Origin of the sequence: Pseudomonas sp. UBA2684 (genome assembly GCA_002354655.1) — a bacterium.
Lineage (GTDB): Bacteria > Pseudomonadota > Gammaproteobacteria > Pseudomonadales > Pseudomonadaceae > Aquipseudomonas.
This window is the reverse complement of record DELY01000050.1, coordinates 47,212-61,060: the sequence shown is the minus strand read 5'-3', so window position 1 is coordinate 61,060 and position 13,849 is coordinate 47,212. Positions and strand designations below refer to the sequence as shown.

General features: G+C 56.1%; 13 protein-coding genes. 6 read left to right on the top strand and 7 right to left on the bottom strand.

All coding sequences use genetic code 11. From position 1 onward, the window contains the following. Window positions 1-21 precede the first annotated feature (21 nt). Entirely contained in the window at window positions 22-1,203 is a 1,182-nt protein-coding gene (locus B3M58_RS17950; RefSeq protein ID WP_296221163.1) for a fumarylacetoacetate hydrolase family protein, read from the top strand. Between the two features lie 11 nt (window positions 1,204-1,214). Here B3M58_RS17950 and B3M58_RS17945 read toward each other — a convergent pair whose 3' ends face one another. Continuing rightward, the gene (locus B3M58_RS17945) at window positions 1,215-2,162 is read right to left on the bottom strand and encodes a LysR family transcriptional regulator (protein ID WP_296221161.1); all 948 of its coding nucleotides are present in this window, start codon (window positions 2,160-2,162) and stop codon (window positions 1,215-1,217) included. A 122-nt stretch (window positions 2,163-2,284) separates the two neighbouring features. Here B3M58_RS17945 and araD1 point away from each other — a divergent pair, with 122 nt between their 5' ends. The 3 genes from araD1 to B3M58_RS17930 all read left to right on the top strand — a co-directional run bounded on the left by araD1 (window position 2,285) and on the right by B3M58_RS17930 (window position 6,434). Next, entirely contained in the window at window positions 2,285-3,286 is a 1,002-nt protein-coding gene (gene araD1 / locus B3M58_RS17940; protein ID WP_296221158.1) for an AraD1 family protein, read from the top strand. Between the two features lie 163 nt (window positions 3,287-3,449). Next, complete coding sequence (locus B3M58_RS17935; RefSeq protein ID WP_296221154.1) at window positions 3,450-5,033, top strand: aldehyde dehydrogenase (NADP(+)); 1,584 nt, start codon at window positions 3,450-3,452, stop codon at window positions 5,031-5,033. Window positions 5,034-5,183: 150 nt separating this feature from the next. Continuing rightward, the gene (locus B3M58_RS17930; RefSeq protein WP_296221153.1) at window positions 5,184-6,434 is read left to right on the top strand and encodes an OprD family porin; all 1,251 of its coding nucleotides are present in this window, start codon (window positions 5,184-5,186) and stop codon (window positions 6,432-6,434) included. A 76-nt stretch (window positions 6,435-6,510) separates the two neighbouring features. Here B3M58_RS17930 and B3M58_RS17925 read toward each other — a convergent pair whose 3' ends face one another. Then, complete coding sequence (locus B3M58_RS17925; RefSeq protein WP_296221151.1) at window positions 6,511-6,903, bottom strand: GFA family protein; 393 nt, start codon at window positions 6,901-6,903, stop codon at window positions 6,511-6,513. A gap of 706 nt (window positions 6,904-7,609) precedes the next feature. Here B3M58_RS17925 and B3M58_RS17920 point away from each other — a divergent pair. Further along, window positions 7,610-8,935: a type II toxin-antitoxin system HipA family toxin gene (locus B3M58_RS17920; RefSeq protein ID WP_296221149.1), complete on the top strand. Its 1,326-nt coding sequence runs from the start codon at window positions 7,610-7,612 to the stop codon at window positions 8,933-8,935. Next, window positions 8,935-9,201, top strand: a complete 267-nt coding sequence (locus B3M58_RS17915) for a helix-turn-helix domain-containing protein (RefSeq protein ID WP_296221147.1) — start codon at window positions 8,935-8,937, stop codon at window positions 9,199-9,201. The genes B3M58_RS17920 and B3M58_RS17915 overlap by 1 nt, the downstream gene beginning before the upstream one ends. A 427-nt stretch (window positions 9,202-9,628) precedes the next feature. On the opposite strand, the gene B3M58_RS17910 is transcribed toward B3M58_RS17915, so the two are convergent. The 5 genes from B3M58_RS17910 to B3M58_RS17890 form a co-directional block, all read right to left on the bottom strand. Continuing rightward, window positions 9,629-10,567 (bottom strand): retron St85 family RNA-directed DNA polymerase, encoded by a 939-nt coding sequence (locus B3M58_RS17910; protein ID WP_296221145.1) that lies wholly within the window; start codon window positions 10,565-10,567, stop codon window positions 9,629-9,631. Beyond that, window positions 10,564-11,526, bottom strand: a complete 963-nt coding sequence (locus B3M58_RS17905; protein WP_296221144.1) for a retron St85 family effector protein — start codon at window positions 11,524-11,526, stop codon at window positions 10,564-10,566. The genes B3M58_RS17910 and B3M58_RS17905 overlap by 4 nt, the downstream gene beginning before the upstream one ends. A 647-nt stretch (window positions 11,527-12,173) precedes the next feature. Next, the gene (locus B3M58_RS17900) at window positions 12,174-13,064 is read right to left on the bottom strand and encodes an ImmA/IrrE family metallo-endopeptidase (RefSeq protein WP_296221143.1); all 891 of its coding nucleotides are present in this window, start codon (window positions 13,062-13,064) and stop codon (window positions 12,174-12,176) included. Between the two features lie 38 nt (window positions 13,065-13,102). Further along, entirely contained in the window at window positions 13,103-13,414 is a 312-nt protein-coding gene (locus tag B3M58_RS17895; RefSeq protein ID WP_296221141.1) for a hypothetical protein, read from the bottom strand. Between the two features lie 9 nt (window positions 13,415-13,423). Further along, complete coding sequence (locus tag B3M58_RS17890; protein WP_296221140.1) at window positions 13,424-13,660, bottom strand: colicin E3/pyocin S6 family cytotoxin; 237 nt, start codon at window positions 13,658-13,660, stop codon at window positions 13,424-13,426. Window positions 13,661-13,849: the final 189 nt, after the last annotated feature.

The following is a 13,849-nucleotide window of genomic DNA, read 5'->3' as shown; positions in this document are numbered from 1 at the left end:
CGACAATAAAAGAGCGTTGCTATGGCCCGTCCCGTAATTTTGACCCCTGACAATACGCTGCCGGAAGATGGCCTGACCGGCACCCTGATCGGTCGCATCTGGCTGCCTGGCGCAGTCTCAGGGCCTGTGCCGGTGCTGCTGCATAAGGACGGGGTTTTCGACCTCAGCGCCGTGGCGCCCACGTTGGCCGGCCTGTGCGAACTGGATGATCTTCCCACGCGCTTGCACGATAGCCGTGTGCAGTGGGTCTGTAGCGTGGCCGAGCTGCTCGCCAACAGCGGCAGTCAGCGCGATGCCACCCGCCCGAGCCTGTTGGCACCCGCTGACCTGCAAGTGATCAAGGCGGCGGGCGTGACCTTCGCATCGAGCATGGTCGAGCGGGTGATCGAGGAGCGTGCCGGCGGTGATCCGCAGCGCGCCGAGGACATCCGTGGCCAGGTGCGTGAGCTGATCGGCGACAACCTGCGCAGTATCGTTCCCGGTTCGGAAAACGCGGCGCGCCTGAAAGCCCTGTTGCAGGAGAAAGGGCTGTGGTCGCAATACCTTGAAGTGGGCATCGGCCCGGATGCCGAGGTGTTCACCAAGGCGCCTGTGCTGGCGGCCATGGGCAGCGGCATGGACATCGGTATTCACCCCAAGTCGGCCTGGAACAACCCGGAGCCGGAGGTGGTTCTGGTGGTCAACAGCCGCGGCCGGGTGCTGGGCGCCACGCTGGGTAACGATGTCAATCTGCGCGACTTCGAGGGCCGCAGCGCGCTGCTGCTGAGCAAGGCCAAGGACAACAACGGCTCGTGCGCCATCGGGCCGTTCATCCGGCTGTTCGACGACAGCTTCGGCATCGACGATGTACGCCACTGCGAGGTGGATCTGCGGGTCGAGGGGGAGGACGGTTTTGTGCTCACGGGGCGCAGCAGCATGAACCAGATCAGCCGCGATCCGCTGGACCTGGTCGGCCAGACGCTGAACGCCAACCACCAGTACCCCGATGGCTTCCTGCTCTACCTGGGGACGCTGTTCGCCCCCACCGAAGACCGCGACCAGCCGGGTAACGGCTTTACCCACAAGCTCGGCGACCACGTCAGCATTCACAGCCGCCAACTCGGCAGCCTGCACAACCGCGTGCAGCACAGCGACGCGCTGGCGCCCTGGCAGTTCGGCCTGCTGGCGTTTATCGAGAACCTGGCGGCGCGCCGCTTGGCGTAAGCGCGCCGGCTCTAGTCGCTTAGCCGCGCCTCTTGCTCCTGCTGGCTGCGCAGGTGCTCCAGCAGCAGTTGCGCCAGCGGTGAAAGGCTGGCATTGCGGCGATGGACGATTGCGTAGGGCTCGTTGCGTGACAGCAACTCCAGCGGCAAGCGGCGCAGCAGGCCGAAACCTTCGCTGGAGCTGGCGATCGAGTTGGGCATCACCGCCACCAGGTTGGGGTCTTCCTGCAACAGGCTGAGCATGGTGAAGGTCGAGGAGGTTTCCAGCGGGTAGCGTGGAAACTCCAATCCCGCCTCGCTGAACTCGCGCTCCAGTACCGCGCGCATCGGCGTGCCGGTGGGGTACACCACCCAGCTGTATTGGCTGAGGTCCGTCAGGTTTAGCGCCAGGTTCTGCTGCTGTGGATGCTGCGGGCTGGCCACCAACGCCAGGCGCTCCGGATGCAGGCTCAGGCAGGCATAGACATCCGGATGCTGGCTGCCACTGGTGCGGGCGATGGCCAGGTCGAGGCGGCCTTCGTCCAGCAGCTTGAGCAGGCGCGGGCTGATGTCTTCAACGATCTGTACCGAGATATCCGCCTGGATTTGCCGCAGGTCGGTGAGTGCGCGCAGCACCAGCGGCACGGCGCCGGCGATGGTGCCCACCGCCAGGTGTCCGCCATGGCCTTGCAGAATGCCGAGCATCTCTTCGCGCAGGTGCGCCAGGTCGCTGTGGATCAGGCGCGCATAGCGGATCACGCAGCGGCCCAGGTCGTTGGCCTGTAGCCCCTGGCTAGTGCGGCTGAACAACGGCATGCCGAAAGTCGCTTCGATTTCGTGCAAGGCCTTGGTGGCGCCGGGTTGGCTGATCGACACGCGTTCGGCCGCGCGGTGCAGCGTGCCGTGCTCGTCGAGGGCGATCAGCAGCTGCAACTGGCGAATGCGCAGGCGCGAGGCGATGTAGGTCAGTGACGGGATCATGGGGGATGACAAAAAGTTATCACCTAATCAGAAGCTTTCATTAGGCAGCACCCCTGGCAGTTTTTAAAGTGCCCAGCCAGTGAGAGCCGCCAACGCGGTCAACAATAACAAGGAGCTCCGCAATGCGGCTGATTCAATTCGAAAGTGAGCAAGGCCAACGTCGGGTCGGGGTGGTCAGCGGCGAGCACATCAGCGTTATCAAGGCGGTCAACAGCACCCGTGAACTGGCCCTGCAGGCCATTCGTAACGGCCGTGGCCTGATCGCCGAGATCGAAGCGCTGGGCGTCGAGAGCGGCCCACTCTACGCCGAGCTGCTCGAACAGCGCCGCGTGCTGGCGCCGCTGGACCACACCGACCCGGCCCATTGCCTGGTCAGCGGCACCGGCCTGACCCACCTGGGTAGCGCCGCAACCCGCGACAAAATGCACCAGCAAGTCGAGACGCAGCAGGCCGAAGGCAAACTCACCGACACCATGCAGATGTTCCAGTGGGGCATGGCCGGTGGGCGTCCGGCTGCGGGCACCGAGGGTGCCCAGCCCGAGTGGTTCTACAAGGGTGACGGCAGCATCGTGGTGCGTCCGGGCGACGATTTCCCGGTGCCGGATTTCGCCGAGGATTTCGGCGAGGAACCGGAACTCACGGGCCTGTATGTGATTGCCGATGACGGTCAGCCGCACCGCGTCGGTTTCGCCCTGGGCAACGAATTTTCCGACCACGTCACCGAGCGCAAGAACTACCTGTACCTGGCGCATTCCAAGCTGCGTTTCTGCTCCTTCGGCCCGGAAATGCTGATCGGCGAGCTGCCGCGTGATTTGTCCGGTATCAGCCGTATTCGCCGTGGCGACCAGGTGCTGTGGGAGAAGGAGTTTCTCTCCGGTGAGGACAACATGTGCCACACCTTGGAGAACCTCGAGTACCACCACTTCAAGTATCGCCAGTTCCTGCGTCCGGGCGATGTGCATGTGCACTTCTTCGGCACGGCCACCTTGTCGTTCGCCGATGGCGTCAAGGCGCAACCCGGCGACACCTTCGAAGTCAGCCTGGAAGCCCTGGGCGAGCCGCTGCGCAACGGCATCCGCGTGCATCAGCCCGGTATTGCCGTAGGTGGCGTACGCCCTCTCTGAGGCGGGCTTGGCCCGCGCCCTCACAAGGGGCCGGGTGTGTTCTCTCATTCTTGCTCGGTCGTCGCTGAGCCGGCGACCACCCCTGGCCCACAAGGCCGGGGTATCCCTATTCAACCGTTGTCGGTGGCGATGATGCCGCCGCAACCCCAGGCAGGAGAATGCCATGCTGAATCTGATTGGCCACAACTACATCGGCGGCGAGCGCCGTGCCGCGGGCAGCATCCAGCACAAGAGCCTCGACGCCACTAGCGGCGAAGCACTGCCCTATCTCTTCACTCAGGCCACGCCTGAGGAAGTCGATGCCGCCGCGAACGCTGCGGCCGCCGCATACCCGCGCTATCGCAACCTGGCGGCCGTACGCCGCGCCGAATTCCTCGACGCGATTGCCGACGAAATCGACGCCCTGGGCGATGACTTCGTGGCCCTGGTCACCCGTGAAACCGCATTGCCGGCTGCCCGTATCCAGGGCGAACGTGGCCGTACCAGCGGCCAGATGCGCCTGTTCGCCAAGGTGCTGCGCCGTGGCGATTTCTACGCTGCACGGATCGACCGTGTGTTGCCGGAGCGCCAGCCGCTGCCGCGTCCGGATCTGCGCCAGTACCAGATCGGCGTCGGCCCGGTGGCCGTATTCGGTGCCAGTAACTTCCCGCTGGCGTTTTCCACCGCTGGCGGCGATACCGCTTCCGCGCTGGCGGCCGGTTGTCCGGTGGTGTTCAAGGCGCACAGCGGGCACATGGCCACGGCGGAGTGCGTCGCCGATGCGATCATCCGCGCGGCGAACAAAACCGACATGCCGCCGGGCGTGTTCAACATGATCTTCGGTTCTGGTGTTGGCGAGGCGCTGGTCAAGCATCCGGCTATCCAGTCCGTGGGCTTTACCGGCTCGCTCAAGGGCGGTCGCGCCCTGTGCGATCTGGCGGCTGCACGCCCGCAACCGATCCCGGTGTTCGCCGAGATGTCCAGCGTCAACCCGCTGGTGCTGCTACCTGGGGCATTGCAGGCGCGCGGGGCGAGCGTGGCCAAGGAACTGGCTGCGTCGGTGGTGCTCGGGTGCGGCCAGTTCTGCACCAATCCTGGCCTGGTGCTGGGCATCCGTTCCGCTGCATTCAGCGCGTTCATCGAGCAACTGGGCGATGCCATCGCGACACACCCGGCCCAGACCATGCTCAACGCCGGCACCCTGAAAAGCTATACCGCTGGCGTTGCGCAGCTGCACGAACATGCCTTGGTCAGTCATCTGGCCGGTGCCGAGCAAACCGGCAAACAGGGTGTGCCGCAATTGTTCAAGGCTGACGTGCGCATGCTGCTGGACGGCGATCACCTGTTGCAGGAAGAAGTATTCGGGCCTACCACCATCGTCGTCGAAGTCGCCGACAAGGCTGAACTGACCCGCGCGTTGCAAAGCATGCACGGGCAATTGACCGCCACCCTGATCGCCGAGCGCGATGACCTGCTGGCCTACCGTGACCTGCTCAGCCTGCTCGAAGAAAAAGCCGGCCGGGTGCTGCTCAACGGTTACCCAACGGGTGTCGAGGTCTGCGACTCGATGGTCCATGGCGGGCCATACCCGGCGACCTCGGATGCCCGTGGCACCTCGGTCGGCACCCTGGCGATCCACCGCTTCCTGCGCCCGGTGTGCTACCAGAACTACCCGGACGAGGTGCTGCCCGAAGCCCTGCAAGACGCCAACCCGCTGGGCATCCAGCGATTGGTCGACGGCGCCTACAGCCGCGACCCGCTCAACTAACCCCCCCGCCCGGTACCCCATCAGCGCTGCGCACACTCGTGCGCGGCGGTGTATCGCCTGCGCCCGGCCGAGGCCTCGGCACAGGTATTGATGGCAGCTCAGGCACTGCGCTGCCGCTTTCTCCAACCTGTCGAAGATAAGAATAAAGACATGACAAAAAGCATCCGCCAACACCTGTGTTTCCTGCCCTGCAGCCTGGCCGCCGCGCTGGCTGCGTTTCCCATGGCCAGCCAGGCTGCCGGTTTCGTCGAAGACGCCACGGCCACGCTGAACCTGCGCAACTACTACTTCAACCGCAACTTCCTCAACCAGACTAATAATGGTCAGGGGCAAGCGGCTGAATGGACCCAGAGCTTCATCCTCGATGCCCGTTCCGGCTTCACCCAGGGGACTGTCGGTTTCGGCCTCGATGTTCTTGGCCTGTACTCGCTCAAGCTCGATGGCGGCAAGGGCACTGTGGGCAGCCAGTTGCTGCCGATCCATGACGACGGGCGGGCCGCCGACGACTTCGGCCGTACCGCCGTCGCCGCCAAGGCGCGGATCTCCAAGAGCGAGCTGAAGGTCGGTGAGTGGATGGCGGTGCTGCCGATTCTGCGTGGCGACGATGGCCGCTCGCTGCCGCAAACCTTCCGCGGCGCACAGGTCACGGTCAACGAGATCGACGGTCTGAGCCTCTACGGCGGCCAGTTCCGCGGCAATAGCCAGCGTAACGACGCGAGCATGCCGGATATGTCGTTCGGCGGGGTCGAGGGCGATCACTTCAACTTCGCCGGCGGTGAATTCCGCTTCAACGACAACCGCACCCTGGTCGGCCTGTGGCGCGCGGAACTGAGCGATGTCTACCAGCAGAACTACCTGCAACTGACTCACAGCCAGCCCGTCGGCGATTGGGTGCTGAGCGCCAACCTGGGCTATGTCGATGGCCAGGACGACGGGGCGAGCAAGGCCGGCGACCTGGACAACCAGGTGTACCAGGGCATGTTCTCCGCCAAGCACGGCAGCAACACCGTCTCCGTGGCCTACCAGAAGCTCAACGGCGACACCAAATTCATGCGCATCGACGGCACCAGTGGCGGCACGTTGGTCAACGACGGGTTCACCAACAGCTACGACAACCCCAACGAGCGCTCCTGGCAGTTGCGTCACGACTACAACTTCGCCGGTGTCGGCATCCCGGGCCTGACCCTGATGAACCGCTACGTCAGCGGCGACAGCATCCATGCCGGCGGACGCAAGGACGCCGAGGAGTGGGGCCGTGAATCCGAAGTGGCCTACACCATCCAGGACGGCACCCTGAAAAACCTCAGCGTGCGCTGGCGCAACTCCGACGTGCGCCGCGACGTGGGCGTCGACTTGCACGAGAACCGCCTGATCATCAACTACCCACTGTCGATTCTCTAGGCTCGGTAACGGTGTGGGCAGAGCCATCGCAAGGGGGCTCTGCCCATCCCTACACCGTGCAGATACGGCAGACTGGCTACTCCTCAACGCGCCCCGTGGCGTCACGATCGCGCGCGTATCGTCTCGTGAGCGGAAACGGCGGCAACCAGGATTCGCGCCGCACGGTCCAGAGTTCGTAGGTGGGTATCAGTTGGTCAGGGGCATCCAGGGAGCCCAGATTCACTTCGATCTCGTCTGCGGTACGGGCGAAAACGGACGAGCCGCAGCGCGGACAGAAAAACCGCCCGGCGTAGTCGCGGGTTTCGCCAACGATCATCACTGCATCCTGAGGGAAAATTGCGGCAGCGTGAAAGAGCGCCCCGTGATGCTTGCGGCAGTCGAGGCAATGACAAAGACCAACCCGGTATGGTCGTCCCGCCGCCTCAATGCGGACGTTGCCGCAAAGGCAACCGCCCGTGAATCGGTCCATGCTGCGTCTCCTCTGAAATCGCGCGGCGCAAGGTTTACAACCCACCCCGTCGGGCGTCCGTGACGCGTCGGCGTGACCTCGCCAACGGCCATCATCGGTAGGTGTGAAATTAGCAGCCAAATGACTGCCAAGGGGCGATTCAGTCGCAGGCCCGAGCTGTTTGATATCGGCCTGGTGCATGCGCAGAGTAACTTTCCCTTGACGCTCTTCGGCAAGGGCGGCGACGCCTTTAAGAAGGGAGTTGAACCCCCACGGTGCTGCTTGTTGTGGTCAACGAATTCTGGACACTGATGGCGCTGAGTTACTGGATTTCAGGCACAAAAAAGGACGTCCGTGGACGCCCTTAGATGTGTATTTGGTGGAGCCGGGGGGATTTGAATCCTAAACGTCTTACCCCTGCTCAAATCAACGGTTCTAGGCCAGTTGCCTTTCGCCAATGATTTGTTGGAATTCATACAGTCACGGCCCCGAGTATAGAAACCTTGAGCCCTTCGTTAAGAGGCACGTAGCGAATCCAAATTGCTGGTTCAAATCCTCATTACTGAGTTGACCCCGCGCTGTGCGGGGGCGTCTAGCTACTGAGTATAGAGTTTTTGCAGGTATTAAAGTGCCTATTTTTGATTGTTATAGAGGGTTTTTCGGCAGTTAATTGCCTTTTTGCTGTGACTTGGCTAAGGTTTTAGGCATTAAGTTACCGGTTATCGCTATGTACAAGCTCACTCTACAAATCTATGCGGGTGGTGAATGGCAGGACGCCATGGGGATTGGTTTCGAGCAGCCTGACCTAGGGTTGGATGGTCCTTGTACGTATGGGTACGAGCAGGGCTATCTAGTGGGCTCCCTTGACTCGATTAGCACTCGTCTGAATGGCGCGGTCAGTGCCACTTTACCTTTGGGTTGGGACTCTTGGCGGAGTAAGAAGGCTCCGGCCTTTCTCTTCGATATCTTGCCTGCTGGAGCGGCTAGACGCTTTTTGCTGAAGCGTTTGAGTGGTGAGCGACCGGAGGGCATGAGCCTGGATTTGTTTCTGTTGGGGCGCTGTACGCCTGCGCCTATTGGAAATTTGCGTATCAAGGAGTCGGCAGGCGCAGTCGCAGGCAGTCCTGTGTTGGGTTTTACGCGAGACGAAGTGGTCAGCCGCGACTCACGCTTTTTGGAGTATGCCTATGAGCAGGGAGCTGCAATTGGCGGTGCTACTGGAGCAGGCGGTGAGGCGCCAAAGCTACTGTTAACAGAAGACCGCCATGGCGCATTGCATCCCGACGCTGTATTGCCCGATGCAGATGCTGTCCAGCACTGGTTTGTGAAATTCGCACGCAACAAAGCCAGTCAGACCGATCAGGACATCCTCCGCAGCGAGTACTGCTTCTATCGAGCGGTTCGGCAGTTGGGGCTCGATACCATAGCAGCCGAAGGATTGGCTTTGGAGGAAGGAAAGAAGCCCAGCCTGTGGATGCATCGCTTTGATCGTGGGGTTGGTCCTGCCGGCGTTAATCGTGTCGCTGTTGAGTCGATGTATTCACTGTCAGGCGTAGCCGAAGCTGGCAGCTATATGTCGCATTCGGATGTGCTACGAAATTTGGTCGCGTTATGGCAAAACGTTGGACAGGCCGAACAGGTTGGTGATTTGGTATTCGAGTACATGCGGCGTGATTTACTGAACCAGATTCTTGGCAACTCAGACAACCATGGTCGAAACACCTCAATCCTTCGGACTGAGCAAGGCATGAGCCTGGCCCCAATCTATGATCTGGCCCCTATGGTTATGGATGATGAAGGTGTAACGCGTACAACAAAATGGCCAAAGCAGATTGAGATGGCTGGTCAGGTCGACTGGAAAGCTGCCTGCGATGAAGCTGCTGAGTGGGTCGAGGTTGATGAGCTATTTCAGCGGCTCAGGGCCGCAGCTCAAGCTTTCCTGGCTTTGCCTGACTTGTTGAGTGCAGATGGACTGCCTGCGGCGACAATGAATCATCCGCGCATAGCGTTGCGAGATCTGCCTCAGCGGCTCAAAAACTGGGGGCTCATCTAATGGATATTCTCGAACGAAATCGGATTCTCACCGAGCTACAGGAGCAGCTGGCTTCTGGCGAAATCACTATCGGCGAGGCAGTTAGGCGTTTACGCAAGGACGTGACGGGGTTGCAGCAGGCAAGGTTCGCACAGATGTGTAAGCTGTCCCTACGTGCGTTGCGTCAGCTAGAACATGACGAAAGCAACCCGACCGTTCAGACCTTGAATAGCGTGTTTAATCCGTTCGGTATGCAGGTTGGTATTGTGCCAAGAAGCTCACGCTGAACGTTAGGTAGCTGCTTGAATTTAGCGCTCACCACCGAAAATCAGATATCCAATAGGTGGACTTATATGGAGCTGAAAGCCCCGTATTTTCTGGATTTCAGGCACAAAAAAGGACGTCCGTGGACGCCCTTAGATGTATGTTTGGTGGGCCGGGGTCGTTTGAACAAGCTCTAAAAGCCCATGATATTTAAGCATTTTCTGTGTTTTATGTTGCCTCGGCATACACGAGGGCATACACAGTGCCAGTTGCTATCCATTGTCCCAGGCAAAAACTCTTAAACCCCACTAAGAAGATGTTGCCATGGTCTTCGTAAGGTGCTTGGTCTCAGATTCACAATCGGCGTAGCTTTTAAGGCGAACCGTGTCGAGGCGTGTCCTTACACGACACCATCAAGCGAGCCCAGCCAACGGCACAAATGCTGAGGGGTTATTCTTTAGGTTGAAAACTCATGATTGAGTCTAAGACGTGAAACCCATACTTGCGCATGACAGCTTGATAAAATACAGGTTCAATATGTTTGGCAAATGCGAGCATACCCTTCAACGCCAAAATTTCCTCGCTGGGGATACCCCCAAGAGAGTACTTGTATATCAGTGATCTAATGTGTCTTTTTTTATCGTGACCTAAAGAAATCTTGTTGTCATTTGTTAAGACCAAACCGGTTACGTGGCGATTATTTTTTTTGGAAGAAAATACCGTTTTTTCATGATTTACTTTGAGGGTTGGGTAGTCAACTAATTTGCAAATATGCGTGATGAAATCTGGGATGCCGAAAAGCACGCCTTTATTGTTTGTAGTGAAGGTAAGATCATCTGCATATCTAGTATAAATAATACCGAGGCGAGTGCACTCATCATTAACTCTGCAATCAAAATCATACAACAATGTATTTGAGATGAACGGAGAGGACGGGGCACCAATGCTCAATCTATGAGTGGGGTCTTTTTTCCTGGCCCAAAAAAACAGTTTTTTAACTGCATAAGCATCCTCCCGCCCAATTCCTTCTCTATGTCTTCTTATGTGGGAAATAAGATCGTCGGGGCCTATAGAAGGAAAGAAATCAGAAAAGTCCATTTTTAAAAGGTACTGGTTTTTTACATGTAAACTTGCGTTATCCTTTATCCCTAAGCCATCTCTATAGGCCATTGCGCAGGCATGGACAGGGAGCCCTGCGAGGAAGTCGTCAAGTACCATGCGCTGCATTGCTTTCAGTACTTCTGTGGGTTGCGCAATTACTCGAACCCCGCGACCGTTTCGCTTTGGGATTGGGTAAACCTTGTACCTATAGGGAGCGGTATTGATAAATTCTTTTAGCTCTTCTGAGCTAATCAAAAGCTTTTGAGATAGCTCGGTCAGTATAGTCATGACCCCGTTCCATTTGATGAGGTCGCAGCTGGTCCCGAAACAGACTGCTTGTAAGCAGCCTGAATGACATTCACCCTTTTGGACTCGCCATCGTTGTTTATATAGAACTGCATTGCTGCAATTTTTGCTGTTGTTTGGTCAAACTTTCCAGCAAATTCCACTTTCAAAATTTCTGTTGCAGCATAGTAATAATAAACGTGGCCACGTTTGGAGCAGCCTACTAAATTAAATTTACCGAGAAGAAATAAGAGTCGCCTTAATTTTTCCCTTGAAATTTCAAGTTTTAAAATAGCCAGATAAGACTCGATCTCTAATAGCTTTAGTGCGCGGAATGTCTTTATGACCTCATATATTACAAAAGATATATGCCCGTCATTTTCCTCATTAAAAATCTCGCTTTTATCCTGATTAGCGACAGCTCCTAAAATATCCTCCCTCATTTCTTGAAGGGATGGCGCTAGGCTTTTCTTAATATTATCTTGATCCCAAGGATAGGCGCACACACTTGTTTCCTTGATATCTTCCAAATGCCTCAAAGGGCCTAGCCTGACAAAAGAGTTTTGCTCGTAATGATCCTGCCTAACAAAAACAAGAATTTTATTTCTAAGCGCCTTGTTTTTTACGAATAGCCCTAGCTCAGTTAGTGCCCCCGCGCTCTCAAGAATAATAACTATGAGCGAGGATATGTGGGCTATATCGCTCTCAAAAACCAAAAGATCACGATAGTTAGAGTCGTGAATCCAGTCTGCGAACTCTTCGGCAAGTGTTATGCCCTGAGCTAAATCGCAGCCAACTGAGTGTAGATGATCAACAAGTGCACCACGCACAGAAAGTGGCTCGACTGACTTAATATCAATCTGGCCGCCACAGAGGAAAAGTATGGGCTGAGTTAGAACAATTCGTGAGTTCTTTAGAGTGACATGAGCTAGAGATTCAATCCTTTTGTCATCGAACTTCACTGTTAGCTCTCAAGTCCACGCCATCAACTCAGCAGTTTTAGGAAGGTTCTCTTTACCAAAGATATAGCGACGAAGGCTCGTGTGGGCTTTAGGAGGAGGAACGACGACTGAAGCCCACACGAGCCTTCGTCGCAACTAAAGCCGATCAATAAATTAGAGTCTGGCTATACACCGGACTAGAGCTTGCGCTCCAAAAACGCGTAAAGAGACCTTCATTGTATGCATAAGGGGTGGGCAGTCAAGCGCGTCTGCTAGACAGCCTGGCTGAGGTTTTTTTATTTCATGGATACGTTGAAGGGCGCGGGCGTTCGGTAACGAGGCTCTAAAGGTGAAGAGGTTTGATCGCCTCTCCATCATGGTGATGAAACCAAAAAATCGGTATTTATCGCGTATTTGGTTGAGGTTAGCGCGCCCGCCATGTCCACCTTGCCACCTTTTTTAAGGTGGCACAAGTTAGGTAAATCAACATGTTAGGCGCATGACTTGGCTGTTTATTAGCCAATAATGGTGGGCAAAGGGCAATGATTTCGCCGCGTTGAAAAATTCGTGAATCGTGCGTGCCTGACGACCGTATAAAGAATGCAGTCTTCTGGAGGGACCCGCTTCCCAAAAAGGAGGCTGGGCTCACGAATTAGGCTATCTGAAGGTTATTTTCGTACTGATAGTTCTTTAACTCGTTTTAATACGTATTGTTCGAAAAGAGGGTGGCTCGCAATATAAGACAAGTTGTCTTTTGTCATGAAGGTTCTAATTATTGCCCCGCAGATTTCTGGCTCACTGAGTGCTTTAGACTTCTGGAAAGCGGCGGCCATAGTTGCATTTGTGCTTTGTAGCTTTTCCGCAGAATTAGTGTCAGAGAGGACAACAGCTAAAATTTCCCGCCAGTTCCTGGGGTCTATCTCAGTAATGTTTTTCCCAGTAAATCGCCAGCTAAAATAAATCCTGTCGTCAATCTCAAACTGCTCAAACTCATTATCGGAACCGAACATTGTTTTGTCTATTTTCGTTTGTCTTGCCGGCGAAAAATAGGGAGCTGTACTTGATCTTGTAAGTTGAATTAGACGGAAGTTTGGGTCGACATAGGCGCAAATGATTGGAGCCGCAAGGGCTTTAAATATCTTAATGAAGGCGGCGTCTTTTGATGCGCCAGATTTTTTGAGGACGCCGTGAAAGTAGCCCTCTATTGATTTAGCCTCTTCGAATTCGCCAGATAACCAATCGCTTGGCATTAGAAGCTCAGCTGCAAAACGATTCGCCTCGGACTCCATTTGCAGGTATTCGAAATCCTCTTCTCCAGGGTCTAAGTGTGAAACAATGGTGCCAGTGTGCCAGGGGATAACAACATGACCCATTTCATGCGCCAGTGTGAACTTCATGCGCGTTTCGGGCGCGGTAGAGTTGATCAGTATCTTGGGTTTTTCTAGCCCACCAATACCAATTGTTATTCCGTCAGCCCCGTGCGGAAGCTGCAAGAATTCAACATCACCATATTCCGAGGCCAAACCCACTAGGTCGAACGGAGGGAGTAAGTTACGCATAGCCAATACACGCCTGGCCATTTTTTCCTCTCGCGTCATTAAATTTTACCCATGACACGCAACCATTTTTCGATTTGCTTGGCTTCAATAGCTGAGCGTGCGCGTGCAGCTAAGGCATACCGCTCTCTATTGATCTCTTCATCTAGAGATATGCCCTTGTAATGGGCGGCCAAAATGAAAGGAAGAATAGATGGGTTTGTAGCCCAGATGGCATACTCATCCCAGTTCATTCCTAGGAAATCATGTAGCTCTTGATCACCACCTGCACGCCCTTCATGCCAATCTTCGACACATTTATCTATTTCTTCGGCTAGCACATCACCGGACAGGCAAAGTTTTATAAAGCTCATTTGCGTCTCCTAATTTGGATTAATTCTGCGGCCGCGTACCGCCGGTTTAAGCAGTGAGCCTGTAGTCGGGCAGACTGATCCAAGGTGAAAGCCCCGCCGGTTGAAAACTTCAAACTCTCCGTGCAAAGAGTCCCATGAGTAGTATCGTTGTTCAGCCGGATCGAAGTAGTACTTTCTATGTCCCTCGACAAAAGCAACTTCGAAATTGTCAACTATCGACGGTTTAGGTCTTGGTTTTCCGCCCATCCTAAATCCTTATAAGTAGAGCTGTCACGGCAGTAGCTACGACAGAGTGGTGAGCAGGTTCTTAGCTGCTATCAAAGCTTGTCGCCACTATGCAGAAACTACGCTGCTTGAAGCAAGGCCGTTTACATCGCTAATACCTACTCCCCTGTAATCAATTCCTAAGGTGATGCCCAGCCCACGCCGCCTGCG